Source organism: Micromonospora sp. IBHARD003 (assembly GCF_056106285.1).
The window spans coordinates 4,156,969-4,182,951 of the sequence record NZ_JBWBBX010000001.1 but is presented as its reverse complement, the minus strand read 5'-3'; the positions used below and the strand labels follow the sequence as shown (position 1 = coordinate 4,182,951).

Below are 25,983 nucleotides of genomic sequence, written 5' to 3'. Positions count from 1 at the left end.
CGCCGCGGCCGGACGGCAGGTCCGTAAGGTCACTTTGTGGTTGCTTTACGCGCTTGTTGCCCGGCGTACACCGGGGCATACACCGGCGCACATCGCCACTGCCTCCGCCGAACGAGGGTCAATGCCACGTCTCGCGTCAAGGGGCGCTTACGAACCGCGCCGCGCGGCAATACGTATCGGTATGTCGAGCCGCAGCCAGGAGGCTGGAGCATGAGCATCTGGTGGTCTCTCCATTTGCGGCGCGAGGCTGCGAGCGTTCCGCTCGCCCGTCGCCTCCTCCTCGGCACGATGGAGACCGCGGGAGTCGACCCCGACATCTCCTACGACCTCTCGGTCGCGCTGAGCGAGGCATGCGCCAACGCCGTGGAGCACGGTGGGGACACGCGGACCGGTGCGTCTTCGGCTGCGTACCGTGTGACGGCGTATCTCGACGGCGAGAAGTGCCTGATCGAGGTGGCGGATTCCGGGCCGGGCTTTCCCGACGGCCGGGCCGCGGTGCCGTTCGCGCCCCTCGCCCCCACCTCGTCCCTGACGGCGGAGCACGGTCGTGGACTCTGCCTGATCGAGCAGCTCGCCGACCATGTCCACTTCGGGAACCGGCCGGGGCGCGGCGCGGTGGTGAGCTTCGACAAAGTGCTGAAGTGGCGGGAGGACGCCCTGCTCAGAGTCACCTGAGCGGGACGCCCTCCCGGATACCGCCGAGCGGCCGGCGTCGTGCGGGTCCGGGCTCCCCGATCAGTTCACGGGACCCGGCCCGGGTCAGCCCTTGAGCCGCGCCATCCAGGCCTCGACCTCGTCGGCCTGGCGCGGCAGCGCGGCCGACAGGTTCCGGTTGCCGTCCTCCGTGACGAGGATGTCGTCCTCGATCCGGATGCCGATGCCGCGGTACTCGGCGGGCACGGTGAGGTCGTCGGCCTGAAAGTACAGACCCGGCTCCACGGTCAGGCACATCCCCGGCTCGAGCGTGCCCTGCACATACGTCTCGGTCCGCGCGGCGGCGCAGTCGTGCACGTCCATGCCGAGCATGTGACCGGTGCCGTGCAGGGTCCAGCGGCGCTGCAGTCCGAGCTCCAGCACCTTCTCCACGTCCAGGTCGCCGAGCAGGCCCCACTCCACCAGCCGGGTGGCGAGGACACGCTGGGCCGCGTCGTGGAAGTCGCGGAAGGCGGCCCCCGGCCGCACCGCGGCGATTCCGGCTTCCTGGGCCTCGTACACGGCGTCGTAGAGCGTGCGCTGCAGTGCGCTGAAGCGGCCGTTGACCGGGAGCGTGCGCGTGACGTCGGCGGTGTAGAGCTCGGTGGTCTCGACGCCCGCGTCGAGCAGGAGCAGCTCACCGGAGCGCACGGCGCCGTCGTTGCGCACCCAGTGCAGGGTGGTGGCGTGCGGTCCGGCGGCGCAGATGCTGCCGTAGCCGACGTCGTTGCCCTCGACGCGGGCGCGCAGGAAGAACGTGCCCTCGATGTAGCGCTCGCTCGTGGCCTCGGCCTTGTCCAGGACCCGGACCACGTCCTCGAAGCCACGGGCGGTGGAGGCGCAGGCCTTCTCCAGCTCGGCGATCTCGAACGCGTCCTTGACCAGCCGGGCCTCGGAGAGGAAGACCCGCAGCTCCTCGTCGCGCTCGGCGGTGACCTTGTCGGTCAGCGCCGCCTCGACGGAGGCGTCGTGGCCCCGCACGGCGCGGACCGGTCCGGTCGCCTCGCGGAGCTTCCCGGGCAGTTCGCGGACGTCCTTCGCCGCGATGCCCAGCAGCTGCTCGGCCTCGGCGAGCGAGTGGCGTCGCCCGACCCACAGCTCGCCCTGGCCGTCCAGCCAGAACTCACCGTTCTCGCGGTTGGAGCGCGGCAGCAGATAGACGGTCGCCTCGTGACCGTTCGAGCCGTCGGGACCGGTCACCGGCTCCATGACCAGGACGCCGTCGTGGGCCTGGTCGCCGGTGAGGTACACGTACTCGGTGGAGGCGCGGAAGGCGTACTCCGTGTCGTTGGAGCGGGACCGCAGGTTCCCCGCGGGGACCACGAGACGCTCGCCCGGGAAGCGGGCGGAGAGCGCGGCACGGCGGCGGGCGGTGTGCCCGGCCTGCGCGATCGGCTCCAGGCCGTGCAGCTCGGTGTCGGCCCAGCCCGACGTCATATTGTCCGCGAGCTCGTCGGAGACTCCGGGATACAGCCCGTTCTTCCGCTGCTTGATCGGCTCATCGCCCGACTCGTCCGGGGTCTCCGGGGTCAGCTCGTCTGCCACGGGTCGGCCTCCTAGGTGCTATGACACTGGACCCTCATCCATCGTACGTTCGTGCGGACGGGTCCCCTTCAGGGGGCGTCGGAGTCTGAGACCGCCGGAGGCCGTCACTCGAACCGCGCGGCCAGCATCACCACGTCGTCGGCGTCGGCGGGACCGTCTCCGGCATCCGCGCAGGCCCCGGCCCGCAGCGCGGCCCCGGCTCCGTTCTCGTCGCGTGCGCAGGCGAGGCCCCCGGGCAGTGCCGTCCGCAGCACATGGTCGACGACCGCGGCAGGGTCGTCGCGCATCGCCCGCGGGACACTCGCCGCCGCCGCGTGCAGACGCGCGAACGCCCGGTCCATGGAGTCGCCCGTACGCCGCAGCAGTCCGTCGGAGTACAGAAGCACCGTTTCTCCGGGCGCCGTGGCGAACTCCACACTCGGCGCCTCCCAGCAGGCCAGCATGCCGAGCGGTGCCGACAGCGAGGTCTCCACGAACTCGGTGCGCCGGGGCCCGGTGATCAGTGGCGGGGTGTGTCCCGCTCCGGCCAGCACGATCCTGCGCAGTGCGGGCTCGCAGTAGGCGAAGAGCGCGGTCGCGGAACGGGCCGGTTCCGTCAGCCGCAGCAGCAGCTCGAGATCGGACAGTACGGCGACGGGGTCTTCTCCCTCCAGCACCGCATAGGCCCGCAGGCCGGCGCGGAGCCTGCTCATCGCGGCCAGTGCGCTCGGGCCCGATCCGGAGACCGAACCGACCGCGAGCCCCAAGGCGCCTTCGGGCAGTGGTAGCGCGTCGTACCACTCGCCGCCGCCGCGCGGTCCGGCGAGATGCCGGGCGGCCAGCCGGACTCCGGGCACCCGCGGCAGCCGGCCCGGCAGCAGCTCTTCGGTGATGGTGGCCAGCCGCTCACGTGCCCGGTCCAGCTCGAGGAGGCGAGCCAGATGCTCGGTCGCGTACCGCCCGTACAAGCCCACGAGATGGCGTTGCCGCTCCGCCGGTTCCGCGGGCTCGTCGTAGAACCAGACGACGACGCCGAGCTTGCCCGCCTCCTTGGTCGCGAGCGGCACGGCGTAGCTCGCGGCGTAGCCGAGGCGTGCGGCGACCTCCCGCAGCCGGGGGTCGAGCCCTTCGTCGCGGAAGAGATCGGCCTGGGCGACCGGCCCGGGGACCGTCGTGGGAGCTCCGTCGAGGATCCGGCCGTAGGAGGTCGCGCTGCGCGGGACGGTCTCGATGTGGCCGAGGTCGGCGTGGGCGAGGCCGAGGCCGATGGTGGTGGCGGGGCCGCGGCCTTCGGGAGGTTCGAGGACGACCATGCCGCGGCGGGCGCCGACCAGGGCGGCGCCCGCGCGCAGGAGTTCCTGCAGTGCCTCGTCGAGCGTTGCGGTTCTGGCGAGGCGCTCGGTGAGTTCGTGGAGCGTGGTGAGGTCGGACACCCAGCCGGCGAGCCGGTCCTGGATCAGTTCGCCGGGGCCGATGGCCGGGACGGGGCCGGTGGCGAGAGCTGCGGCAGTGTGCGCCGTATCGGAAACAGCTGAATCGATTCCAGCCACTTTCGGCAGGTGAGGGGTGCTCATGGCTGCCGGCCTTCCGGCTGGTGCGTTTCGGCCAATAGCATCGCAAACCCCCATGTCACGCTGCGGGCGCGGACGACGCGGCCGTGCTCACCCATCTGCGCGCGCCTCTATCAATGCTCCACATCTACACGTACTCGTCAGGGGATGTCCAGCATTGTCCTTGCGGAATTGCTGGTGTCCCACGGGGTGTTCGAGTGGTCGATAACTTGGCCCAAAATTGCTCCCTATCGCCGCTATTTGCGGTCGACTGAGGGCGTTCAAGAGGGTGAACCCCCGGGGGCGGAGGCCGAAGTCCGGCGTCCCAGGGGGAGCGTCATTCCGAGCTTGTTGGGTACGTAAACGGTGATGGTCAGGGGCAGTTGGGACAGCCCTGGAACCTGGCGGGGAGCCCGGGCGTCTTAACCGCCGAGGCCGCCGCGCTCCATCCCGAGTGGCAGGACCAGTTCAACGGGACAGTAAAGCGCCATGCACGCGCCACCCCTCGCCACGCGTTTAATGGACACAGCCCATGTCGTTCGGCCCCCGCGGTGCTCCCTGCCGCAGCTGATCAGGAGGGCGCCCATGCCCGTGGCAAGTCCATGGTGCAGGGTGGTGACACGCCGACTTGGTCGCACAGTGAGACGCACAGCGGTACGCACGGTGAACAGACGCACACATGGTGTGATGTAGCCCTCGGCGTTCAACGGAAAGGAACGAGCGCTCATGCGCGAGATCCCCGGAAGGCGACGCTGGCTCCGGTTCCGACGCAACCGGCAGACGAGCACGCCTGCCCTGCTCGACGCGGCGCTGGTCTGCGCCACGGCATGGCACTGGCCGGTGCTCCCCGGTGTGGGCCTCGGGCCGACGGGCCGCGGTGACCACGCCGCACGCGGCTGCGCCTGCCCCGACCCCGAGTGCGTCGTCCCCGGCGCGCACCCCTTCGAGCCCGGAATCCTCGCCGCGACCACCGACGAGCGCATGGTGCGCTGGTGGTGGACCAACCGTCCCAAGGCCCCGATCGTCCTGGCCACCGGCGGCCGGGCGCCCTGCGCCGTGAGCCTGCCCGCGGTGGCGGGGGCGCGTGCCCTGGCCGCACTCGACCGGATGGGCATACGGCTCGGCCCGGTCGTGGCGACGCCGACGCGCTGGTCGCTGCTCGTGGCGCCGTACTCGATGGAGCAGCTGGGCGAGCTGCTCCACGCCAAGGACAGGGTGCCCAGCTCGCTCCGATTCCACGGTGACGGCGGATATCTGGTGCTGCCGCCGTCGGAGGCGGGCACGGGGCAGGTCCGCTGGGTGCGCGCACCGCTGCCCGGATCGTCGAGCCCCTGGCTGCCGGATGTGGAAGCGGTCGTCGACGCACTGGTCGAGGCGAGCGTGAGCACAACCGCCGACGGGTTCAGCCCGCCGGAGGCCGACGAGGGAACGCGGCTCACCTACTGAACGCGCGGCAGGGGCGGACGGGACCCCGCCCGACGCCGCGCAGTCGTCCGCCGGAGCGCGTCGTCGTCCGCCGGAGCGCGCATTCATCCGCGAAGCCGCGTCGTCGTTCCGGCGAAGCGGCTTCGCCGTTTGCCGGAGCCCCGCGTTCGTTTGCCGGAGCGTACGACCGTGCCCGTGTGCGGCCCGACTGGACACCCGATCGGCCCGTCGGCCGTTCCGGATGCTCGGGAAAGGCAAACCCCCGGTCGGCGATACGGGTGCGGATCGAGGCATCGCAAGAGGGCCTGGTGGCCCCGATTCTGGCTGGAATTCGTACGGCCGTGCCACTCCCGTTCGTGCCGGCGGAAGAAATCGGGCCCGACCGCGGCGCGCAGGCCGCGCTGTGAGACCCCGAGCCGTCCGGCAATGAGGGGCCCTGCCAGATGTGTCCGTCGCGTCGAGGGCCGGGGGAGCGAACGTACGACCGCAACGTGATGAAGCCCGCCGACGGCCCGCGCCGGACTTCGGGAACGAGCGCGCACATCCTTGAAGAGTCGTGTGCCGTGGGGGCGGCGATGCGCCGGCGGAACCGCGAAACACCGGGTGAGAACGCCGTTGTGCGAGGAGACGCCTATGCGGCGCTGATCGAGTTCGTGAAGTTCACGAGTTCACAGACCGGTAGATCCCGGAGAAGAGTTGCCGCACCGCGCTCCGCGACCAACTCACCTTCTATCGAGGAGAGTTGACGTCCGCCGATGCGGCGGGACGTAATCCGGAAATAGCAGCGCCCGGTCGCTGGCGACGGGGGATGCACCAGCGACCGGGCTTCCAGAACGGTAACAAGAGATCTGCTGTTCGCAAATTCGATCTCGGGTATTCGGACACCGAATTACAGGCCCGTACGGGCAGTTGTGACCGGGATCACCTGTTGTACGGCAGGAATATCACCGTCCGCATACAGACCGCATGGTCGGTCAGCTGAGGGTCACCTGGCGGTTGGTGAGCCCACCGCGTGCCCGGCGCTCGTCCGACGTCAGCGGGGCATCGGAGGCGAGGGCGTCAGCGAGCCGCTCGGTGAACTCGGCGGCCGGCTTCTCGCACTCCTCCGCGCCCATCCCGGTCGGCAGGTCCCAGACCGGGACCATCAGCCCGTGCGCCCGGAACGAGCCGACCAGCCTGGTGCCTTCGCCGAGGCTCGACGTGCCCGCGGCCTGCAGGCGGGCGAGCGCGTCGAGCAACTTCTCCTCCGGGTGCGGCATGACCCAGCGCAGGTGGTTCTTCTCGGGCGTCTCGCACCAGTAGGCCGCGTCCACTCCGGACAGCTTGACCGTGGGAATCGCGGCGGCGTTGGCACGCTCGAGCGAAGCGGCGACCTCCGGGCTCGCGTTCTCCGCGGCATCCGGGATCCAGAACTCGAAGCCGCTGTGGACGACGGGTGTGAACGGCGCGTCCGGGTCGAGCAGGTCCTGCAGCCGCGGACCGTCGGCGGGCACCCGCTCGCCCGCGATCGGCGTGCCGGGCTTCGCGGTGAGCGCGTGGCGCAGGGTGTGCGCCATGTCGCGGCTCAGATCGCCGGACGAGGTGTCGTTCTGCAGAGCGAGTAGTACGGCGCCGGAGTCACGGCGCAGCGCCGGCCAGGCCATCGGCAGGACGGTCGCCAGCGTCACGGACGGCACATCGTCGGGCAGTCCGTCCTTCAGGGCCAGCTCGACCGTCGCGGCCGGGACCAGTTCACGCAGGGCGACCCAGTCGCATTCGCTGGGAAGACCCTCAAAGGGGCGCTGCACCAGTTCGGTCACCGCGTGCGCGGCGTCGCGGCCGTGGCAGGCCTTGTAGCGACGGCCCGAACCGCAGGGGCAGGGCTCGCGGGCCCCGACCACCGGGATCTCCCCGTCGGTGATCTGCGGCTTGCCGGCCTTTGTCTGGGGGCGCTTCTTGGCCATGGTGTGGCTTTCTCCCGAGGACTGCGGTTCTGTGTGATGCCTGTGTCTCGGGCGCGAGCCTAGCCGTTACGGCCCGTACGCAGCTCGCGACGTGTCGGTCGGCGTCACCGCGGTCCGTGTGTGCGATGTCCGCGTGCCTGTGCCCGATGTCCGTGCGTCGCGCGAGACCGTTCCGGCACCGTCGTACGTGTCGGTCAGGCGCTGTCGTACGCGTCGCCGAAGGGCAGCGCCTCGTCGTACGCGTCCACGAGGTCGAACCCGGAGCGGCCCCCCGCACCGGCGACGCGCGTAGCGAAATCGTCGTGCCGCAGCGCCGCGTTGACGAGCACCCACACGGTGACTTCGCCGGCCGAGCCGTCCCGTACACCCCAGTCCTGGGCGAGCGCACTGATGATGTTGAGCCCCCGGCCGCCGCGAGCGGTGACCGAAGGCGTGGCCGGAACCGGACGGGTCGGACCACCTCCGTCCGTCACCTCGACGGTCAGTCTGCCCGCTTTGTCGACGCGCCAAGTCGCGCGGATGGCACCGTCCCCCACGTCCGACTGCCCCAGCGGCCTGCCGTGCCGACAGGCATTGCTGAGCAATTCGGAAAGGATCAGAACGGCATCGTCGACGACCGCTTCCGGCACCCCGCTGCGTCGTAGCTGTTCACGCATCCGGTGCCGCGCCTCGCCCACGCCCGCAGGGCCATGGGGTACGGCCATGCTCGACGACGTGGGCACCTCCTGTGCCACCACCAACGCCACCCCCGAGACCTCCTTTGCCCCACGCCAGGGTGTGGATGCCCCATTGGACTGGACCGGAAACCGGCCAATCCGCGTCTGGTGACGCACTCTTTACTTTCGAACACGTACCGAACGCGCCGGTGCACTCCCTGTAGCGGGTGTGGACGGTGCGTATACGGCGGCCCCTGCGCGTTCTACAGGCGGCCCCGCCCCAACTGCTCCAGAACCTGCTTCGGGCGGTTGGTGATGATCGCCTCGACGCCGAGACCGACGCACAGGTCGACGTCCTCCGGCTCATCTACCGTCCAGACGTGCACCTGGTGGCCCGCGGCGTGCAGCCGCTCGACGTAGGAGGGGTGGTTGCGCACCAGCCGGATGCCCGGTCCTGCGATACGCGAGCCGGCCGGCAGCCTCGCCTCGCGTGAGCGCAACGGGAGGAACTGCATCAGATACACCGTGGGGATCTGCGGTGCGGCGGCCTCGATCCGGTGCAGGGAACGCGCCGAGAAGCTCATGACGCGGACGGGCGACGCGTCCCGCGCCGTCGGAGTGTCCAGCCCGAAACGCTTCAGCAGCTGGAGCAGGCGTTCCTCCACCTGACCGGCCCAGCGGGTGGGGTGCTTGGTCTCGATGGCCAGCTCGACCGGCCGCCCGGTGTCGGCGACCAGCTCCAGGAGGCGTTCCAGCGTCAGTACGGAGGTGAACTCGCGGTCATCCCAGTCGGGACTCTCCTCGCGGTCCTTCCAGGAGCCGAAGTCGAGCGCGGCCAGCTCGGAGAGCTCCAGGGCGGAGACGGCTCCGCGCCCGTTGGAGGTGCGGTTGACGCGCCGGTCGTGGACACAGACGAGATGGCCGTCGGCGGTGAGCCGCACATCGCATTCGAGGGCGTCCGCCCCGTCCTCTATGGCCTTCACATACGCGGCCAGGGTGTGCTCCGGAACGTCCTCCGATGCGCCTCGGTGAGCGACGACCTGAATCGGGAGTTGTGTCACCGCGTCATGGTGTCATCGCGGGAATGCCGACGCCGCACCCCTGTCCGCAATGTCCGGGATAAGGGATGAGCGGATACGCACAGGTCCTGTTTACAGTGGCCTGACAGGCAGTGGGAAAAGCTGGGCGCAGCGTATCGAGCGACATCTGAGGAGAGAGCTGTGAGCACCGAGAACGAGCGCAACGAGGGCACCACGGGTCAGGCCGCCCCGTCCGTACCTCCTGTGCCGTCGGCCGCTCCCGACGCAGCGGCTGCTCCTGACCGGGCGGCCGGGCAGTGGCCGGGCACCGCGGACACACCGACGGAGCGGGTGCCACCGGTACCGCCGTCGGCCCCGGCGGCGTATGCGTCGTCCCCCGGGGACCCTGCGGTTCCGGCGGTCCATGGAGCCGGGGCCGGCTGGCCGCCGCCCCCGCCGCACTCCGCGCCCTGGGGCGCCGCCGCACCGGGAAGCGCCCCCGCCGGGCCGCGGGGCCGCGCCGGAGGCCTGGTCGCCGCCGTGATCGCAGCCGCGCTCGTCGCGGGCGGAGTGGGCGGCGGCATCGGCTACTGGGCGGCCGAGCGGGGCGACAGCGGGGCCTCGACGACCGTCGCCGCCGGTGAGGCACCAGCCGACTTCAAGCGGGAGCCGGGCACGGTCGCGGCCGTCGCCCGCAAGGCGCTGCCGAGCGTCGTCACCATCGAGGCGAAGTCCAAGAGCAACCAGGGCGAGGGCGGCACGGGCACCGGCTTCGTATACGACAAGGAAGGCCACATCCTCACCAACAACCACGTGGTGGCGTCCGCGGCCGACGGGGGTGCGCTCTCGGTGATCTTCTCGGACGGACGGAAGTACGACGCCGAGGTCATCGGCCGCGCCCAGGGCTACGACGTCGCCGTGCTGAAGCTCAAGAACGCGCCTTCCGGGCTGACCCCGCTGCCGCTCGGCAACTCGGAACGGGTTGCCGTCGGTGACTCCACCATCGCGATCGGTGCGCCGTTCGGCCTCTCCAACACCGTCACCACCGGCATCATCAGCGCGAAGAACCGCCCGGTCGCCTCGGGCGACGGCTCCAGCGGCAAGAACTCGTACATGAGCGCCCTGCAGACCGACGCCTCGATCAACCCCGGCAACTCCGGCGGCCCGCTGCTCGACGCCAGCGGTGCGGTGATCGGCATCAACTCCGCGATCCAGTCCGCGGGTGGCAACGGCCTCGGCCAGTCCCAGGCGGGCTCCATCGGTCTCGGGTTCGCCATTCCGATCAACCAGGCCAAGAACGTGGCCGAGCAGCTGATCAAGACCGGTCAGCCGGTCTACCCGCTGATCGGCGCCACGGTGAACATGAACGACAAGAGCGGTGCCGTGATCGCGTCCGAGGGCACCGGCGGCACTCCCGCGATCTCTCCCGGTGGCCCGGCCGCCGAGGCCGGCCTGAAGGCGGGCGATGTGATCACCAAGTTCAACGGCAAGCCGATCGACAGCGGTCCGACACTGATCAGCGAGATCTGGAACCACAAGCCGGGCGACAAGGTGACCGTCACCTACGAGCGCGACGGCAAGCAGTCCACGGTCAACCTCACGCTGGGCGAGCGCAAGGGCGACGGCTGACGCCCCGGCGACCGTCGTCGCCTGGTGCGGCGGTGGTCGCCTTCGGGAAAGCAGGCATGAAGAAGGGCTCAGTCATAAGGGGCTCAGGCATGAAGAAAGGGCTGCCGAACGGTACGGCAGCCCCTTCGCCGTGACCCCGGCCCGTCCTGCTGCCCGACCAGGGCTCGTCCCAGGTACGTCCCGCGTCGCTGTCAGGTGTTCGGGTGCAGCACGACCTTGGTGTAACCCTCGATCCGCTTGTCGAACTTGTCGTACGCCGACGGGGCCTGGTCCAGGGGCAGTTCATGGGAGACGACGAAGCTGGGCTTCGCCCTGCCCTCGATGATCATGTCCCGCAGATGCCGGTTGTAGCGCTTGACGTTGCACTGCCCCGTGCCCAGCCGCAGGCCCTTCTCGAAGAGCTTGCCGATCGAGACCAGGAGCATTCCGTGCTTGGCCTGCTCGTCGGGGCCACCGGGGTCGGACGGTACGTACAGACCGGGTATGCCCAGCGCGCCGGTGGGCCGTACCGTCCCGACGAGCGAGTTGAGCACGGTCGCCGGTTCCTCGCGGTCCTTGCCGTGGGCCATCGCCTGGTACCCGACGGCGTCCACGCCCTTGTCCGTGCCGACGCCCTCCGTCTGCTCCTTGATCTGCTCGACCGGGTCGCCCTCGGCGAAGTTGATCGGCACCGCGCCGATCTCCTCGGCCTTCTGCAGCCGCTCGGGTACACGGTCCACCACGAACACCTTCTTCGCCCCGCGCAGCAGAGCGGAGTAGGCGGCCATCAGCCCGACCGGGCCGCCTCCGTACACCGCGACGCTCTCGCCGGGGCGTACCTGGGCGAGTTCGCACCCGTGGTAGCCGGTGGGGAAGATGTCGGCGAGCAGCATGAAGTCCGTCTCGTGCTCGTTCCCCGCAGGCAACTTGAGGCAGTTGAAGTCGGCGTAAGGCACCCGCAGATACTCCGCCTGGCCGCCCATCCACGGTCCCATGGCGACATAGCCGTAAGCGCCGCCCGCGAAGCCGGGGTTGACGGTCTGACAGAATCCCGTGAATCCCTCGACGCAATTGGTGCAGAACCCGCATGCGACATTGAAGGGCATGACCACGCGGTCGCCCTTCTTGAGAGCGGTGACGCCCTGGCCGAGTTCCTCGATGATTCCCATGTTCTCGTGCCCGAAGACGATGCCGGGCTCGGCGGCTGTGCGGCCCTCGTACATGTGCAGGTCGGAGCCGCATATCGCGGTCGATGTGACGCGTACGATCACGTCGTTCGGGTGCTGGATCTTCGGTTTCTCGACGTCCTCGACCGCGACGGTGAACGGTCCCTTGTAGACGACGGCCTTCATGCCTGCCACCTCCGCTCGGCGATGCGCCAGTGATTGCCACCCCCGCCCGCACTGTGCGTGACCCATCTCTCATGATTCTCCGGCTACCAGCAACGGACAACCCGGTAATCTCGGGATGAATATCAACAGTCCTGGTGTGTACCGCCGACACGGAAAGTGAGGGGCGAGAAATGGCAGCACAGAGGCTCGGGACCCTGCTCGTCCCCGTACCCGGCTTGTCCGGCACCACCTACCCTCCCGGCACGACGGTGACGGTCCGGGGCCGCGGCGCCACGGTCGACGCCTTCGTCAACGGCGACTGGCTGCCCCTGTCGTGGTGGGAGTTCTCCGACGGCCTCCGCGAGGACATCGCCGACCGCTGACACCCCGGGCTGCCGTACCGCGCGTGCGGGGTGCGGCAACGGCGAGTCGGCGTGCGGTGACCGTACGCAGTACCCCTCCCGTCCTGCCGAACCGTATGGGCTCCCTGTGGGACGTGTTTGCCCACGGAGAGCGAGCGGCCGGTAGGCTGTAGCCCGCTCCGCAGCAGGTGAGGCGGGGCTTGGGTGGGTTGCCCGAGCGGCCTAAGGGAACGGTCTTGAAAACCGTCGTGGCAGCGATGTCACCGTGGGTTCAAATCCCACACCCACCGCCAGGTCAGCGTAGGTGCTGGTCACAAGGGGTGCTCCGATTCCGGGGCGCCCCTTTCTCGTGGGTCCTGTCTCACCTTGATTCGCCTCTGTCACGTCGTTGACCAGTGCGTGTGGACCAGGCGTCGATCAAGCTCCGGCACATGGAGGATGAGAAACCGCAGGTCACGGCCACCGCTGTGGGCCATATGTGGGCCAGACGCCCGACAAGGCGAAAGCTCCATCCTCGTGCATTGCCCCCGGGGCGGAACGGCAGGTCCCCGGAGGCGTCAGGCCAATGGGGCAGCCGTTACCGCTGAGCTGCTCCTGGGCCACGGCGGTCTTCCCGCTCGCCGGCGTTGAGGTCAGCGTTCGGTAGCGGGGGCGCGTCAGCCTGGTGATGAGCGCAGGCCGGGGAAGAGGCTGTGTCCGCTCTCGTGGACGATGGCCATTGCCTGTTGGCCCTTCAGCGGCGTCTCTTCATCGATCGCGGGCACGGCGGCGCCCAGCTCCTCGATGAGGGCGAGGTAGCCGTGGAACAGGGCGGTGGCCAGTGGGGTGAGCGGCGCCTCGGGCGGGACCAAGGTCTGGTCGAACTCGGGGACCGGCTGTGCGGTGACGTCGGGCCAGTCCTGTGGGTCGCGTGGCCGGTCGAGGCTCAGGACGGCTGCGAGGTCGGGGGCGTCGGCGTCCCGGGCCGTGAGGGGCGGGCCGAGGTTCCAGCGTTCGCGGAGTGTGCGGATAACCGATGTGTGGTGGTGGACACCGTTGACGACGGTCCGGGCGGGCACCCAGGCGGAGATTGCGATGGCGGGCAGGCGGACTCCGAGCCGGTCGAAGGTGAAGCCCATCTGCCCGGGCGGCGCGCTGGGGTGCGGGGGGACGGCGACGGGCGGGGGTACGTGGTCGTAGGTGCCGCCGTGCTCGTCGAAGACCACCATCAGCAGGGTGTTGAAGGCGTTCGACCCGTCGGAGGAGGTCGAGGAGCGGACGGCGTTGTAGATCTTGGCCAGCAATGCCTCGCCGCCCAGCAGGGACGACGGCGCGTCGAAGGGGATCCCCTGGAGCAGGGCGGATTCCGGCGGGTGCATGTCGTTGTGGCCGTGCCACAGATTGGGCTCGATGAACGCGTAGGTGGGCAGCCTGCCGGCGGCGGCATCTTCCAGGAAGCGGTCCGTGGAGACGAAGTGTGTGGCGAACCGTTCGCGCAGCCGCGGCCCGTGGATCAGCCCGGTGAACGGAAGCGGGCTCGGCGCGTCGACGTAGACCCGCCAGGTCAGACCACTGGCCTCCAGTCGCTCGAAGACCGTCTCGGCGGTGTTCCGTAGAGGGAAGGTGGGATACGGGGCGTTGACGACGAAGCCCGAGGCACTCGCGGCGTGGAAGAACGAGCGGTTGGTGAACGTCTGCGAGGGCACCTCGGCGAACCAGTGGTCGAACGTGCCGAAACCCCGTGCCAGCGTGGACACCACAGGGAGCTGCTCCGGGGTGTAACCGGTCATGATCTGCGCGTATTCGTGGTGCTTTGGCTGGCGGCCCATTTCCGCCGCGAAGGCGCTGATGTAGTCGGTGACGAACCCGTCCATCGTCGGCACTCGCCCGGGCGGCGGCGCGTTGAACGGGGCAGCCATGTGCTCGGCCAGCACCCCCCGGTTGCTTTCGGGGTCGATCATGCCGAAGAGCTGGGTGTTGACGTGCTGGTACTCCTCGCCCGGATCCGGGTTCGGCGTGTCCATCGTCGCGGCAATCCCGTACGGCACGATCTGCCGGCCCGAGTGGTCCTCGGCCCAGTCCGGGATCGGGTTCGACAGTTCTTTGCCGAGGACACCCTCGAAGGCGGCGACCTCGCCCGGCTCGTACAGATGGCCGAGCAGGTTGTCGAAGGACCGGTTCTCGAACATCACCACGACCACATGGTCCAGGGCGTGGCTACGGTCGGTAGCGGGCATCGGTGGCCTCCGATCCGGGTGCACCCCGCCCCCGAGGTCAATTCCACTCTTCGCCGGCCGCATACGGCTGTCAAAACGGCTCTGACCGGCCCGGACATCCAGGCCCATGACCAGCCCGAACGCGCCCCAACTGCCCCTGCCACCACCGTCGTTTACGAGCCCGAGCCCTCTCCCCAACCAAGCGTCCAGGCCTCAGCTCCTCCAGGTTGTGGCCTTGGCTGTTCAGGGGCGGGCGGCGACGACGCGGCGGAAGAGGGTCTGGACGGCGGTGGTGACGTCGGTGTCGGGTGCGTGATGGCAGGGGCCGGCGTAGGCGTGGGTGAGGAAGTCGGCGGTCAGTTCGGCGTCGGTGACGTCGAACTCACCGGCCCTGTGTCCCTCGGTCAGGATGGTGACCAGCAGGCCGCGGGCTTGGTCCATGGGTTCCTCGCCTGCGGTGCCGAGCTCGTGGAAGAGCCGGTGGTAGAGCTCCTGGCCAACAACAGCCACGCCGACGCCGGCCTCGCCCACCTCGACCCCGCCTACCGACTCGCCGCCGCCATCCACCACCGCGCAGGCCGCTACCGGCTCACCACCGACAACCTGGACCGCTACCTCCAGCCCAAGACACCGCCCCACCCCACCCGCGAACAGCTCCACACCACAGGTCGCGGCATCGCCTACACCCACGCCGCCACCGCCTACCTCTTCCAGCACGCCCCCTCCACGGCACGGAGCGCAGTGAGACCAGACCGCCGAAGACCGGCTCGGCGGTAAGCTCGCCGTCCTCGATGGGGACGTACCGGAAGTCGACCTCGTCGTCCTTGTCCGGGGCCGGAATCAGGCCTGCCAAGCCAAAGCCTGGCTGCTCAGCCACGCGGGTGACTGGGCAGACCGATACGCGAGGGTGAGGCCGACTGCGGGTAGCACCGCAAACATGACAGACAGCCATGATTCCGCACAGGGTGGTGGGCCTGAACAGGGACGCCATTCGTCGGACAGCTCCCTGGACGCATGGGTGGCCCTGCGTCACTGGTCTGCCGTCGGCGCAATCGCCGGACTGTGTTTCTTTGGCCTCCTTGCAGCGATGTATGACGAGTTCTATACAGAATTCGGCATCACCTCTACGGATGTCGAGCTGTCATATTCGGACACCTTGACGCGTTCATGGGGCTTTATTATTACCGTTGCCGTCGCGCTGACCGTCGGCATTTCTGGGGTCCTTTGGATCTGGAAACGGATCCTCAAGAGAAAGCACGGGAGGGACTGCAAGATCGACCAGCTGCCAGTTCCTGCTTACCTCACCGCGCTGGCTTCGATCTTCGTAATCTTGATCTGTGCCGGGCTTATCGGCGAGCACTTCATGGAGGCGGCCGGCAAGCGTGGCGCGGCAGGTCAACCCGTCACAGGCCTGCGACTAGGGCTTTTATTCTTCGACGTTCGAGCACAGCCAGTCGCAGAAATTGTATCTATTGCGTCCAGTCCCGTTACCATCCCAACGCAAGGGCTGACATTCCTAGGCAAAAACGGCCGCTCCTTCGTTCTTTATTGCACAGTCGACGGCCAGATCTTGAGAGTCTCAATGGAGCGATTCACACTCCGTACATCCACCCACCAGGCATTGAAGGAATCGGGGTCGAGGGACTGCGGGCAGACGGCTACACGACATCTCCCCAAGTGAGAGTAAAGGCCGAGCACACGCCGGCCTTCCTGGTGCTGCTGCCGGGTTTGGCACACAGATAATGCAGCCCTGGGCGATGCCGCCGCCCAGGACGCCAGGAGAACCGGCGCACCGGCACTGTCTGCCCCACCGGCGCCCCAGCGAGCTCCTGCACGTGACAGATCACGTGGGCTTGAGCCGTCCTCCGGCATCGCGGCCGAGTTGGCCCGGCTCACCGGGTGGACCTGCTTTGACGCCCGCCAGTACAACCAGGCACGCGCCTACTTCACTGAATCCCCTGGCCTGGCCAAGTCGATCGAGGACCGCCAGTTCATGGCACTCGCCTGCATGAGCCTCCAGGCCACCTACCGGGACAACCCCGGGGACGCCCTCGCACTCGTCACAGCGGCCCAGGACCAGGCCCGAGCGGCCGTGGGGAACAGCCCAGGTCCTGCCGGTGACTGCCCGAGGTGCCCTGCGAGGGGATCGGACGTGCCACGGGGTGGCCGTTCTTGGTCGTGTGGACCGCGCTGCGAGCGTCGGCGATGCGCTGCTCTGCCCTGCAGATGCCGCGCTCCAGGGAGGCGGGCGTTCGGTGGTGGCACTCCCCACCCCCGGCAGGCGCGGGCTCGGTGATGGTGTGCGGCGCGGGCCCGACCGCGGAGGGTTCTTGGCCCCGAGAGACCGGAACTGGGAACTCGGATTCCGGCTGCGGACAGATAGAAGGTGGCCGCTTTCCTGCGGTCCGGCCCACCCAGGAGGAAACCCGATGAGCCCCAAGCCGTCTCGGCCTGCCCCGGTCGAACGTGAGGAGTGGGCCCGGCTGCTGGAGGTCCTTGTTGAACGGGATCTTCCGGGAGGCCGCCACCAACTCCTCAAGGACCACCTGATGCGTGAGATCGGTCAGGTTCTCGCCGCTGCCGCAGGAAAAGGAGCCGACGTCGCTTCTTGCGCTTGCGAGGAGCCAGGGGAGTTCCTGCTGGAGGGAGTTCTGGAGACCGCTCGTGGATTCTGCAGGCACTCAGAACAAACACACTCGACAACATCGCCGAGGTTGGGTGAGGTTCGGAGGCGCATTCTCCCGTTTCGCCTCGACTCTGTATTCGGTCCCCGGCTCTCCCCTCGTAAGAAATCCCGCGGCGAAGATGGCCCTGCTGGAGCTGATGATCGTTAGCCATGATTCTGGGGATTTCCGGCGCTGGGTGAAGCCTCCCGCCCCGTTACTTCCGTGCTCGATGCGGCTCCCGTTGGCGATGGTGACGATGTGAGCCGATCGACCGGAAGTTTCATTGGTTGCAAATTCAACCGAAATTATCACGAATTGCGGGCTCCTCGGGCTCGCGTCACCTGGCTGGTCCGGAAAGGTTGTCATGGAAACGCCGAGCATTTCCACGTCTCGCACCGTCAAGAAGCGTGTCGTCATGCTGGTGCACAACGGTGTCGACGGTGATTCGCGGGTGCAGAAGACGGCAGAGTCCGCTGCCGCTGCGGGCTGGGACGTGGTGCTGCTCGGCGTCTCCCGCACCGGTGAGGAGCGCACCTGGAAGATCGGCGGCGCGGAGGTGCGGCTGCTGCGCATGAAATCGTCTCTGGCCAAGCGTCACGCAGAGCGGCACCGCTCTTTTCTGCGCCGCCCGCTCGCCTATCCTCCCGGTCCGTTGGCCGCCTACCGCCGTCAGTGGGCGAAGGCGTGGCGTGCGGATGTTGCAGCCCGCCGGGCGGCGCTGCATGTCGTACCCGCCGCAGTCGGTTCACCACTCTTCCGCGGGGTCGAGCGGATCCGGCTGGCCTTGGCCGGCCCTGCCTCGAAGTTCCTGCTGCGCTGGGTCCTGCTGCGGCACCGTCACACGAGGGAGGCGCAGGAGGCCGGACGCCGGCTCAGGGGGCTGGTGGATCGCGCTTTCACGGCCTCTTGGCAGACGCTCAAGGGCAAGCGCGCCTGGCGTCGGCTTGAACCACGCCTGTGGGAGTACGAGTTCACGTTCGGCAAGGTGATCGACGCGCTCGAGCCGGATCTGATCCACGCCAACGACTTTCCGATGCTCGGCGTCGGGGCTCGTGCCGCCGTGCGGGCTCGTGCCGCGGGCCGCCCGGTGAAGCTGGTGTGGGACGCCCACGAGTTCCTTCCCGGTGTGCGCCCCTGGCAGGACAACGGACACTGGATGCCGGGAAACACGGCGCACGAGCGCGAGTACGCCGCGTATGCCGACGCGGTCGTCACCGTCTCCGAGGAACTCGGCGACCTGCTGCGCGAGCGCCACGGCCTGCGGGAACGGCCGACCGTGGTCCTCAACGCCCCGGACAGGCTGGTCGAGGTGGCTCGAGTGCGCGAGGAGGCCGAGGAGGTGCCGGATCTGCGCGGGATGTGCGGCATCGGCCTCGATGTGCCACTGATCGTCTACAGCGGCGCCCCGGCTCCGCAGCGGGGCCTGGCGGACATGGTGGAGGCTCTCCCGATGCTGGAGGGCGTTCATGTGGCTTTCGTGGTGCCGGACCCGGAAGCCGGATATATCCGGTCCCTGATGACACGCGCAGAGGAGCTCGGGGTGGCCGACCGGCTGCACGCCGTGCCTTACGTGCCGCACTGGCAAGTAGTCCGCTTCCTGTCGGCAGCGGACGTGGGCTGCATCCCGATCCACCACTGGCCCAACCACGAGATCGCGTTGATCACCAAGTTCTTCGAGTACTCGCACGCGCGGCTGCCGCTGGTGGTCAGCGACGTGAAGGCCATGTCCGAGATGGTCCGCGCCACTGGCCAAGGCGAGGTCTTCACCGCCGAGGACACCAAGGACTTCGCGCGTGCAGTCAACGCGGTTCTGGCCGACCCCGAGCGCTACCGGACCGCCTATGACAAGCCAGGACTGCTTGACGCGTGGACGTGGGAGACACAGGCCCAGCAACTGGACAAGCTCTACGCCCGCCTCCTCGGCACCGGGGATGACGGGACAGCCCTTGGCCAACCGCCCGGGGCCGATGATCGGGCACGCCCCTGACTCAAATGAGTGCCAGGGCCACGCGCCCATGACCAGTGCTGTGACCGGATAGGTTCACCGGCTCGAGGTGCCCTGCACGGCACCTCGCTTCGTTGCAAACCCATCCGGCCACGGCACTAGGGGCTGTCCGATCCTCAGAAGCGTTCGACCTCTTTGCCGTCCGGGACCTTGTAGCAACCGGACACCAGGTCCAGGCTCAGCCTCGGCGGGTCGTCCTTGGCCATTTTGATGACTTTGACGCTGACCTTCTTCTCGTCGTTGTCGGCGGTCAGGGTGATGCTTCTGTTCTTGCTGTTATTCGGTCCGTATCCGACGATCTCCCACCCGTGCTTGGGCAGTTCTGTCTTGAGCCGCTCCATCGCTTCGTCGAGTTCGCTCGCCGAGGCGGGGGTGAAGCTCCACGGATGGAAGATACGGAAGTATGTTTTTGTGTCCTTGCCTGAGCAGTCCATCACTCCCGGAAGGCTGTCTGACGCCTTTCCCTTCACGCCGATCAGGTCGTAGATACCGCTGGAGACATTTTTCATCGTGTCGGCGGCGTGTCCCGAAGTGCTCGTGCCCGCGAACGGGACGCCATCGCTCTTGTCGTCAGTCATGCCACATCCGGTCAGGATAGTGAGTACAAGGGGTACGGCGAGCACGGAGGCACGCGTTCTGGTCATCACGTCTGAGCTCTCCTACTTCGAACGCAATACTTCTTCACTCGTCAATGGGTTGGGTGGCGGTTTCAAGTCCGCTTCATCGCCCTTCCCCACTACCACCAGGGCCTGATTCAGCAGACTTGTCGACCCCTCATCCCAGTAGCCGCTGTGGCCTTCGGTATCCGTGGTCATCTGGTTGGCGCCGAATTTCTCATCGCTGGGAATTCTGAAGCTGTCCCCGCCGTGTCCATAGCGGCCGAGATCCGGGACCACGTCCCCCTTGGCTTCCTCGTTCCACACATGGCCCTTGGGGACATCCATCTCATCGGCCCCCGACACCTTGACGCCGGGGCTGCCCGCGAAGATGACGTCATCGGCGTTGAGGTCCCCTGTCTGGGCCGCCGCGCCGACCAGGGTCGTCCCGTACGAATGGCCGATCACGGTACGGTGCGGTGCCGTATCGCCGGTGTGTGACGTTTCCAGACCGTCCAAGAACCGGTTGAGCGCCGGTGCGCCGTCGTACGCGTAGTGCTCGAACGGGGCGTCCTTGGGTACGGAATCAGGCGCGTCGTATCCGAGCCAGGTGATGGTGGAGACGGACTCACCACCGGCCTTGCCGTCGGCCGATCTCCACACATTGACCGAGCGGTTGATGTCGCCTTGGATCGATCCGAGCTCCGCTGTCGTACCCGGCACGTAGACCGACTGGTGATCCGCGGTGTCCGGGTTTCCGTTGGCGAGGATGGCGCGGCCGTCGCCCTCGGTGCTGAAGCCCAGCAGATACGCCTCGGGTAGTCCTTCCTTGCCGGTCTGGTCGAAGCGGTTCTGGATCGCGTCCATGCCGTCGATGGACTTGTGGGCGCTCTTCCGTGCTTCTTCCCATTCCGTCCACGCCACGCTGTCGACCTTGACCCCCTTCATGATGGTGCCGGTCATGGGGTTGATGTAGTCCGTGTACCGCGTGGGCTCCGGATGCTTCTTGAGCCACGTCTCGTATTCGACCTGGGCGGTACCTCGGGCCTCGGCGAGCACCATCCGGTTCGCGTCGTCTCGTACGGCGGAGGGAAGACCGTCGAGCCCTCCGATGCTCGCGGGGTGCATGGAGACGTAGGCGTCGCGCTGCTCCTGGGAGAGGCCGTTCCACCAGTTGGCGTTGTCCTGGGGCGAGTCGTTCTTCGGCGGTGGCTTGATCGTGTCGAGGTAGGCGTCGGCCGCCGTGCGCACGCCTCCCGTGTCCGACGCGACGTCCTTCCAGTCCCGGGCGGACACGGTCAGATCGTCATCGGCCTTGAGTGCCCGTATCTTCGGCGCCCACTTCGCGTCCGCGTCGGTGGCTTCCTTCAACGCGTCGGCGATCCGGTCCGCGTACTCGATCGCCTTGCCGTAGTGCGGGTTCGGGTGGATGTTCGCCGCCTGGCGGTCCAGCGCGTCGGAGGTCGGGGTGCCTCCGGCACTGCCGGCCACCGTGCCGCCGGCGGTGTCCTTGTCGTCGCCGGGCTTCTTACCCGCCGGATACGAGACCGAGCCGTTCGCGTTCACCGTGCAGCCGTCCGCCTGGGCGTCCTCGACCGCCGCGTCCAGCTTACGCTTGGCGGCCGCCAGATCGTAGGCGAGCCCGTTCAGGGCCGTGCTGATCACGCCGCATTCGGTCTGGGTGTAGTGGAAGTTCATGGCCAGGGCATGGAGTTGCTTCTGCGACGCGTCCGCAGCCTCGCCCTCCAGCGTCTTGCGCATTCCCGCGGCGACGCTGTTCTCGATGTGGCTCTTGGCCGCCTGGGCCATGCTGCCCATGGAGCGGTACCCGTCGGCGGCATCCTCGAACTCGGAGGGTTTGAGGGCCTTGAGGGTGGCGTAGTCCATCCCGCCGTCACCGGCCCTTCGCCTGGCCGCCGATGGCGTCCGTGTCCGCGTACTTGAGGTTCAGCTTGTGCATCTCGCCCTGGACCGCCTCGTCGGTCGTCAGCACGTCGCGACCCACCTGCTCCAGGATCTTCTGGAGGGAGCCGCATCGCTCGCTGACGCCTTCGGCGTATTTCTTCCAGGAGTCGTAGACATCCTTCTGTGCCGCCGCGCTCAGGCAGCCCGTGATCGCGCCGAGCCCTTCCTGGCCGTCCTCAAGCTTGGCCAGCGCGGTGCTGACGCCCTTACGCAGGGAGCCCACTCCCTCGCCGGCCGTGACCCACGCCGCCTTGCTGGACTTCAGCCCCTTCGTAATGGCGCTGGGCCCGACGTTCGGCTCGACCGGAATGTGGTTGAGCCGCATCGCCACCGGCCGCTGACCGGTCACATCGGCTTTGATCTGCTCCCACTCGTCCCACGCCATGCACAGCCCCCGTTCACCCTTGCGGATCACACCGGCCAGGAACACTACATCGCACCGGCAACGCACAGCCCATGAGTACCTGTACCTATGCGAATGAGCACCTGCCCGGGACTGCGAAACCCGGGCCGGTCGATGAACTCGGTTCGGTAGCCAGGCTCATGGCTGATCGGTATGACATCAGGCACTGGCACGGCGGACCACACACGCGGATCCATGTGCGCAAACAGCCGGGGTCCGCCGACGTCAGTCCCTCGTGGGTCATGCGTCGACGGGAACCGGCCGTTCAGTTTGCCGTCGGCGGACGGCCCACACGCTCGGCGCGGCCAGCACCACCACATTGGCCACGGTCATCAGGACGGCGCCGCCCATGAGGACGGAGCCGGAACCCAGGGCACCCGCGGCGGCCCCGACGGCGAGGTATCCCAGCGGCACGGCCATGAGCTCGCCGACGGAACTGTAGGAGTTCACGCGTCCGAGTACGGCCGAGGGCAGTTGCTCCTGGAGGACGGTGTGCCAGCAGACGATCGCGATGTCGACGCCTACTCCGGCCAGGGCGGCGGAGCCGGCCAGCGCGATCGGTGGCCAGCCCATGGAGAGCGCGAGCAGGGGAAGGGCCAGGGGGATGTTGGCGCACACGCACGCCACCATGATTCTCGTCGGCTTCCATCTCAGTGACACGGCGCCGCCTATGACCAGACCGGCGGCGAAGGCCCCCTGCACGGTTCCCCATACGCCGGCACCGAGGTGCCGTTCGTTCATCACCACGGGACCCAGAAGCTGATACCCACCGAGCCACAGGGCGACGACGAAAGTGCCGGAAAGGACATAGGGCCACAGCCAGAGCCTGCCGGTGAATTCCTTCCAGCCGTCACGGAAGTCGCGAAATGTGGAAGTCGTTGATTTCGCCGTCTCCGGTGTTCTGAGGCGGTTGCAGAGGATTGCGGCCGCGACGAAGCTGGCCGCGTCCCATGCCAGGGTGAACTCGGCTCCGGCAAGGGCGACAAGTCCTCCGCCGATCACGGGCGCCGCGATACGGACGAGATTGGTGGGAAGGCGAAGCAGTGCGTTCGCCTCCTGTAGTTCCGCGGGATCGACGATCTGGGGCAGCAGGCTGTTCAGGGCGGGCTGCATGATCGCGGAAGCGGCGCCGGTGAGAGCGGCGAGAACGGCGACCCTCGTGATGGTGGCCTGCTCCGATGCCACAAGGATGGCTACGGCGCCCTGGGTCAGTGCCGGCAGGACGTTGCCGGTCACGATGAGGCGCCGCCTGGAGACGCGGTCCGCGAGCACACCTCCGACGAGCAGCATGATCAGCTGGGGGACCGTGCTGCTTGCGAGAACAATCGCCAGTGAACCCGGTCTGCCGTCGAAGCCGAGGACGGTGAAAGCCAGGGCGACAGGTGCCATCGCCGTCCCGCTCATCGAGATTATTCGCGCTGAGGCGAAGAGTCTGAACGGCTTGTGCCGCAGGGGCGACAAGGGACCGGTGAGAGCCATTCTGCGCACCCTACGCGGCAGTTCGACGGCGGGTGTGAAGGTATTCGGCGACCTTGCCCCAATGCCTTGGGACGGGGCCCGTCCCCAGAGTCATGAGGGGGGGCGCTCCGTGGCTCAGGACACCCGGGAGCGCGCGATGCGGAAACCCACGTCGTCGACCCGGAAGGTGGGGTGGCTGCGGCGCCGCGCCGAGGCCCGGCAGCTCCAGTGCTCGTCGAACCAGCCGCCGCCGCGCAGCACCCGGTAACTGCCGTACACCTCGGCGTCGTAGAGGTCCCAGCACCAGTCCCAGACGTTGCCGAGCATGTCGTGGAAGCCCCAGGGGTTGGGCTGCTTGCCTCCGACGTCGTGGATGCGCTCGTGTGAGTTGTCGCGGTACCAGGCGATCTCGTCGAGCGGTCCGTAGCGCGGCCCGGCCGTACCCGCCCTGCACGCATGCTCCCATTCGGCTTCGGTCGGCAGCCGGTAGCCGTCGGCGGATACGTCCCACTCGATGTGATCGCCGTCGTCGCCCGGGCCGATGCGGTAGACGGGTGTGAGTCCGTCCTGCTCGGAGAAGGCGTTGCAGAACCGGACCGCGTCCCACCAGGAGACGCCTTCGACGGGCAGTCGGTCCCCGTGGGCAGCGCTCGGCCGGAGGCCGGTGATGTTCGCATACTGCGCCTGGGTGACGGGGAATGCCGCGAGCCGGTAAGGGGCGAGCTCGACCGACCAACTGCGCTGTGTGCGCCGGTCGGACAGCGCGACCCGCCCCGGCGGGACGGCGATCATCTCCCCCGTGTTCGCGTCCATGGGCGTGTGATCCTACCGGCGGCTCTCCGGCCCGGCCGTACCGGCTCGACCGTCCGGCCCGACTGTCCCGGCAGTCCAACCCGGCTGTACTGATGGGGCGTTGACCGGACGGCCCGTCAGGCGGGGTGCGACGGGCTGGCTACGACTGCGGCCGCTGCGGGGGGCGTTCGACGCCGAGGCTGCCCCAGGGAGCGCACTGCGGGCACATCTCCAGTGCGGGGAACTCCTCCAGGGCGATCATGACGTGCGCCCGGTCGAGATAGCCGAGCTGCACCTTGTACATCCCGCAGTTTCCGCGGTGCAGCATCGGCTCGGCGCCGCCGGCCCGGGCGGGCTGGAGCTTCCAGGACATCTCGATCCGGGCGACCTCGCGCCGCCGCCGGTCTTCCTCCTCCTGGTGCTCCAGCTCCCGGATGGTGCGTTCGGTCTGCCGGAGCTGGTAGCCGAGCCAGTCCCGCAGGGCCCGGAGCTTGTCCAGGCGGGACACCGGCGAGTCGGACATGATCCGCCGCCCCGGCTACGCGGGCTCGGTGGACGGCGGGAGCACGTCCGGGTGGTGCTTGAGGGCCGTACGGGCGCCCACGACGTCGCCGGCCGCGACAGTCGACCAGTACGGGTGGGTGGACACCTCGATCGACAGCTCCAGTACGAGGGCGCGCAGACGGGCCTCGTCCGCCAGCTCTTCTTCGGTGTAGCCCGAGGTGGCCGGAAAGTCGTGACGGTAGCCCGAGTACTGCCCTTCCACGGCGGTCCAGCCGTCCGCGGGTACGACCGACCACGGCAGGGTGCCGCACAGGCGCCGGTACTGGGCCCGGGCTTGGTGCAGGCGCAGCTGGGCGGCGCGCAGATCGTCGGGGAAGTCGTATTCGGCCACGGCCAGAATGATACGCCTGTTCGAATACCTGGGTGTGGGTACGCACGGCACGCCGCGTGTCGTCTCGCCGTGACGTGGCGCCTCGGCCCTCGGCCGGAGATCGATGCCCTATCCGCGTGCGACGCGGAGGTACGCCTCCAGCTCTGCGGCCCCGGTCAGCATCGCCCGCCCGCGGGCGGACAGCCGGCCGTGCCAGTCGCGCAGTGCGGCCTCCAACGGCTCCAGCCCGCCGGCGGCCCGCACCTGGGTGATCAGCGGGGCGATCTGCTCCAGCAGGTAGCCGCCCCGCCTGAGCTGGTGAGCCAGCCGGGCGTCCCGTATGTCGGCCTCGTCGTAGACGCGGTACCCGGTCCGGGGGTCGCGGCGGGGGCGCACCAGCCCGGCGCGCTCCCATTTGCGCAGCGTCGCCGGCCGGATTCCGAGCTTTCCTGCCAGCGGCCCGATGAACGTGCCGCCGGGCCCGGACATCGCACCGGGACCGGGCGTCGCGGTCGGTTCGGACTCCGCTCCGGGCTCCAGGTCACGGAGCGCGCTCTCCACGGCTTGGAGGGTCCGCCGGTCGTCGAGGAGCTGGGCGTGGCTCTCGTCGATGACGCGGAAGGCCTCATCGACCGCGCCCTGGTTCACGGCCCGCATGATCGACGTCGCCGCCTGGTGGCCGTGGCCGGGTACCAGGGCGAGAAACGCGCACAGGGCTCCCACGTGCAGCGAGGTATAGGTGCGGTAGCCGTGGGGTGTGCGACCGGCGGCCGGAAGGATGCCGGCCTCCTCGTAGTTCCTGATCGCCTGCGTGGACAGACCGTGCCCGCGGGCCAGATCAACCGGCCTGAGCCGCTCGCCGCTTTGAAGGTTTTGCCCCATGAGCCTGACGATATCGCTGAAAAGTTTCAAACGAAG

23 protein-coding genes and 1 tRNA gene are annotated in these 25,983 nt (G+C 68.5%); 8 read left to right on the top strand and 16 right to left on the bottom strand.

The annotated features are described in order from the left end of the window. Window positions 1-210 precede the first annotated feature (210 nt). The gene (locus tag ACTWOL_RS18590; RefSeq protein WP_474297855.1) at window positions 211-675 is read left to right on the top strand and encodes an ATP-binding protein; all 465 of its coding nucleotides are present in this window, start codon (window positions 211-213) and stop codon (window positions 673-675) included. An 84-nt stretch (window positions 676-759) separates the two neighbouring features. Here ACTWOL_RS18590 and ACTWOL_RS18585 read toward each other — a convergent pair whose 3' ends face one another. Together ACTWOL_RS18585 and ACTWOL_RS18580 are read right to left on the bottom strand one after the other, a co-directional pair. Beyond that, window positions 760-2,130 (bottom strand): aminopeptidase P family protein, encoded by a 1,371-nt coding sequence (locus ACTWOL_RS18585; RefSeq protein WP_474301192.1) that lies wholly within the window; start codon window positions 2,128-2,130, stop codon window positions 760-762. Between the two features lie 212 nt (window positions 2,131-2,342). Continuing rightward, window positions 2,343-3,767 (bottom strand): PP2C family protein-serine/threonine phosphatase, encoded by a 1,425-nt coding sequence (locus ACTWOL_RS18580; protein WP_474297853.1) that lies wholly within the window; start codon window positions 3,765-3,767, stop codon window positions 2,343-2,345. Window positions 3,768-4,493: 726 nt separating this feature from the next. Between ACTWOL_RS18580 and ACTWOL_RS18575 the strand changes: the two genes are divergently transcribed. Further along, window positions 4,494-5,213 (top strand): bifunctional DNA primase/polymerase, encoded by a 720-nt coding sequence (locus tag ACTWOL_RS18575; RefSeq protein ID WP_474297851.1) that lies wholly within the window; start codon window positions 4,494-4,496, stop codon window positions 5,211-5,213. Window positions 5,214-6,166: 953 nt separating this feature from the next. Here ACTWOL_RS18575 and ACTWOL_RS18570 read toward each other — a convergent pair. The 3 genes from ACTWOL_RS18570 to ACTWOL_RS18560 all read right to left on the bottom strand — a co-directional run bounded on the left by ACTWOL_RS18570 (window position 6,167) and on the right by ACTWOL_RS18560 (window position 8,852). Beyond that, complete coding sequence (locus ACTWOL_RS18570) at window positions 6,167-7,135, bottom strand: DUF5926 family protein (RefSeq protein ID WP_474297849.1); 969 nt, start codon at window positions 7,133-7,135, stop codon at window positions 6,167-6,169. Window positions 7,136-7,329: 194 nt separating this feature from the next. Further along, window positions 7,330-7,881, bottom strand: a complete 552-nt coding sequence (locus tag ACTWOL_RS18565; RefSeq protein ID WP_474297847.1) for an ATP-binding protein — start codon at window positions 7,879-7,881, stop codon at window positions 7,330-7,332. Window positions 7,882-8,054: 173 nt separating this feature from the next. Beyond that, a complete protein-coding gene (locus ACTWOL_RS18560; protein ID WP_474297845.1) occupies window positions 8,055-8,852 on the bottom strand; it encodes a glycerophosphodiester phosphodiesterase in 798 nt (265 codons plus the stop codon). Between the two features lie 159 nt (window positions 8,853-9,011). Between ACTWOL_RS18560 and ACTWOL_RS18555 the strand changes: the two genes are divergently transcribed. Next, window positions 9,012-10,439: a S1C family serine protease gene (locus ACTWOL_RS18555; RefSeq protein ID WP_474297844.1), complete on the top strand. Its 1,428-nt coding sequence runs from the start codon at window positions 9,012-9,014 to the stop codon at window positions 10,437-10,439. Between the two features lie 191 nt (window positions 10,440-10,630). Here ACTWOL_RS18555 and ACTWOL_RS18550 read toward each other — a convergent pair whose 3' ends face one another. Next, window positions 10,631-11,770 carry a glutathione-independent formaldehyde dehydrogenase gene (locus ACTWOL_RS18550; RefSeq protein ID WP_474297843.1) on the bottom strand — a complete coding sequence of 380 codons (1,140 nt, stop codon included), beginning with the start codon at window positions 11,768-11,770 and terminating at the stop codon, window positions 10,631-10,633. A 170-nt stretch (window positions 11,771-11,940) separates the two neighbouring features. On the opposite strand from ACTWOL_RS18550, the gene ACTWOL_RS18545 reads away from it, so the two are divergent. Then, window positions 11,941-12,132, top strand: coding sequence for a hypothetical protein (locus ACTWOL_RS18545; protein ID WP_030931808.1), 192 nt, complete (start codon window positions 11,941-11,943; stop codon window positions 12,130-12,132). 182 nt (window positions 12,133-12,314) lie between these two features. Next, window positions 12,315-12,404 (top strand) — tRNA-Ser (locus ACTWOL_RS18540). A gap of 363 nt (window positions 12,405-12,767) precedes the next feature. On the opposite strand, the gene ACTWOL_RS18535 is transcribed toward ACTWOL_RS18540, so the two are convergent. Next, window positions 12,768-14,327, bottom strand: a complete 1,560-nt coding sequence (locus ACTWOL_RS18535; protein WP_474297842.1) for an alkaline phosphatase family protein — start codon at window positions 14,325-14,327, stop codon at window positions 12,768-12,770. Between the two features lie 222 nt (window positions 14,328-14,549). After that, window positions 14,550-14,816, bottom strand: coding sequence for a hypothetical protein (locus ACTWOL_RS18530; protein ID WP_474297841.1), 267 nt, complete (start codon window positions 14,814-14,816; stop codon window positions 14,550-14,552). Here ACTWOL_RS18530 and ACTWOL_RS18525 point away from each other — a divergent pair. From ACTWOL_RS18525 to ACTWOL_RS18515, 3 genes are all read left to right on the top strand, one after another. Continuing rightward, window positions 14,787-15,083 (top strand): hypothetical protein, encoded by a 297-nt coding sequence (locus ACTWOL_RS18525; protein ID WP_474297840.1) that lies wholly within the window; start codon window positions 14,787-14,789, stop codon window positions 15,081-15,083. The two genes, ACTWOL_RS18530 and ACTWOL_RS18525, sit on opposite strands and share 30 nt — an antisense overlap. Window positions 15,084-15,243: 160 nt before the next feature. Next, complete coding sequence (locus ACTWOL_RS18520; RefSeq protein ID WP_474297839.1) at window positions 15,244-15,987, top strand: hypothetical protein; 744 nt, start codon at window positions 15,244-15,246, stop codon at window positions 15,985-15,987. A gap of 1,349 nt (window positions 15,988-17,336) precedes the next feature. Further along, on the top strand, window positions 17,337-18,959 hold the full coding sequence (locus ACTWOL_RS18515) for a glycosyltransferase family 4 protein (RefSeq protein ID WP_474297838.1): 1,623 nt from the start codon (window positions 17,337-17,339) through the stop codon (window positions 18,957-18,959). Window positions 18,960-19,093: 134 nt separating this feature from the next. Here the strand turns inward: ACTWOL_RS18515 and ACTWOL_RS18510 are convergent, their stop codons facing one another. From ACTWOL_RS18510 to ACTWOL_RS18475, 8 genes are all read right to left on the bottom strand, one after another. After that, window positions 19,094-19,555 (bottom strand): hypothetical protein, encoded by a 462-nt coding sequence (locus ACTWOL_RS18510; RefSeq protein ID WP_474297837.1) that lies wholly within the window; start codon window positions 19,553-19,555, stop codon window positions 19,094-19,096. Between the two features lie 81 nt (window positions 19,556-19,636). After that, complete coding sequence (locus ACTWOL_RS18505; RefSeq protein WP_474297836.1) at window positions 19,637-21,460, bottom strand: alpha/beta hydrolase; 1,824 nt, start codon at window positions 21,458-21,460, stop codon at window positions 19,637-19,639. A gap of 7 nt (window positions 21,461-21,467) precedes the next feature. Then, window positions 21,468-21,923: a hypothetical protein gene (locus tag ACTWOL_RS18500; RefSeq protein WP_474297835.1), complete on the bottom strand. Its 456-nt coding sequence runs from the start codon at window positions 21,921-21,923 to the stop codon at window positions 21,468-21,470. Window positions 21,924-22,181: 258 nt separating this feature from the next. Then, on the bottom strand, window positions 22,182-23,420 hold the full coding sequence (locus ACTWOL_RS18495) for an MFS transporter (protein ID WP_474297834.1): 1,239 nt from the start codon (window positions 23,418-23,420) through the stop codon (window positions 22,182-22,184). A 114-nt stretch (window positions 23,421-23,534) separates the two neighbouring features. Further along, window positions 23,535-24,212: a formylglycine-generating enzyme family protein gene (locus tag ACTWOL_RS18490; protein WP_474297833.1), complete on the bottom strand. Its 678-nt coding sequence runs from the start codon at window positions 24,210-24,212 to the stop codon at window positions 23,535-23,537. 139 nt (window positions 24,213-24,351) lie between these two features. Then, window positions 24,352-24,714 (bottom strand): DUF6233 domain-containing protein, encoded by a 363-nt coding sequence (locus tag ACTWOL_RS18485; RefSeq protein WP_474297832.1) that lies wholly within the window; start codon window positions 24,712-24,714, stop codon window positions 24,352-24,354. A gap of 15 nt (window positions 24,715-24,729) precedes the next feature. Further along, on the bottom strand, window positions 24,730-25,086 hold the full coding sequence (locus tag ACTWOL_RS18480; protein ID WP_474297831.1) for a hypothetical protein: 357 nt from the start codon (window positions 25,084-25,086) through the stop codon (window positions 24,730-24,732). Between the two features lie 108 nt (window positions 25,087-25,194). Further along, window positions 25,195-25,947 carry a TioE family transcriptional regulator gene (locus ACTWOL_RS18475; protein WP_474297830.1) on the bottom strand — a complete coding sequence of 251 codons (753 nt, stop codon included), beginning with the start codon at window positions 25,945-25,947 and terminating at the stop codon, window positions 25,195-25,197. Window positions 25,948-25,983: the final 36 nt, after the last annotated feature.

What these genes read in the sequence shown, in the direction of transcription:
- ACTWOL_RS18590 (WP_474297855.1), top strand. Translation starts at nt 211, where the DNA reads ATGAGCATCTGGTGGTCTCTCCATTTGCGGCGCGAGGCTGCGAGCGTT.
- ACTWOL_RS18585 (WP_474301192.1), bottom strand. Translation starts at nt 2,130, where the DNA reads ATGACGTCGGGCTGGGCCGACACCGAGCTGCACGGCCTGGAGCCGATC.
- ACTWOL_RS18575 (WP_474297851.1), top strand. Translation starts at nt 4,494, where the DNA reads ATGCGCGAGATCCCCGGAAGGCGACGCTGGCTCCGGTTCCGACGCAAC.
- ACTWOL_RS18570 (WP_474297849.1), bottom strand. Translation starts at nt 7,135, where the DNA reads ATGGCCAAGAAGCGCCCCCAGACAAAGGCCGGCAAGCCGCAGATCACC.
- ACTWOL_RS18550 (WP_474297843.1), bottom strand. Translation starts at nt 11,770, where the DNA reads ATGAAGGCCGTCGTCTACAAGGGACCGTTCACCGTCGCGGTCGAGGAC.
- ACTWOL_RS18545 (WP_030931808.1), top strand. Translation starts at nt 11,941, where the DNA reads ATGGCAGCACAGAGGCTCGGGACCCTGCTCGTCCCCGTACCCGGCTTG.
- ACTWOL_RS18535 (WP_474297842.1), bottom strand. Translation starts at nt 14,327, where the DNA reads ATGCCCGCTACCGACCGTAGCCACGCCCTGGACCATGTGGTCGTGGTG.
- ACTWOL_RS18520 (WP_474297839.1), top strand. Translation starts at nt 15,244, where the DNA reads ATGACAGACAGCCATGATTCCGCACAGGGTGGTGGGCCTGAACAGGGA.
- ACTWOL_RS18515 (WP_474297838.1), top strand. Translation starts at nt 17,337, where the DNA reads ATGGAAACGCCGAGCATTTCCACGTCTCGCACCGTCAAGAAGCGTGTC.
- ACTWOL_RS18510 (WP_474297837.1), bottom strand. Translation starts at nt 19,555, where the DNA reads ATGACTGACGACAAGAGCGATGGCGTCCCGTTCGCGGGCACGAGCACT.
- ACTWOL_RS18505 (WP_474297836.1), bottom strand. Translation starts at nt 21,460, where the DNA reads ATGGACTACGCCACCCTCAAGGCCCTCAAACCCTCCGAGTTCGAGGAT.
- ACTWOL_RS18500 (WP_474297835.1), bottom strand. Translation starts at nt 21,923, where the DNA reads ATGGCGTGGGACGAGTGGGAGCAGATCAAAGCCGATGTGACCGGTCAG.
- ACTWOL_RS18495 (WP_474297834.1), bottom strand. Translation starts at nt 23,420, where the DNA reads ATGGCTCTCACCGGTCCCTTGTCGCCCCTGCGGCACAAGCCGTTCAGA.
- ACTWOL_RS18490 (WP_474297833.1), bottom strand. Translation starts at nt 24,212, where the DNA reads ATGGACGCGAACACGGGGGAGATGATCGCCGTCCCGCCGGGGCGGGTC.
- ACTWOL_RS18485 (WP_474297832.1), bottom strand. Translation starts at nt 24,714, where the DNA reads ATGTCCGACTCGCCGGTGTCCCGCCTGGACAAGCTCCGGGCCCTGCGG.
- ACTWOL_RS18475 (WP_474297830.1), bottom strand. Translation starts at nt 25,947, where the DNA reads ATGGGGCAAAACCTTCAAAGCGGCGAGCGGCTCAGGCCGGTTGATCTG.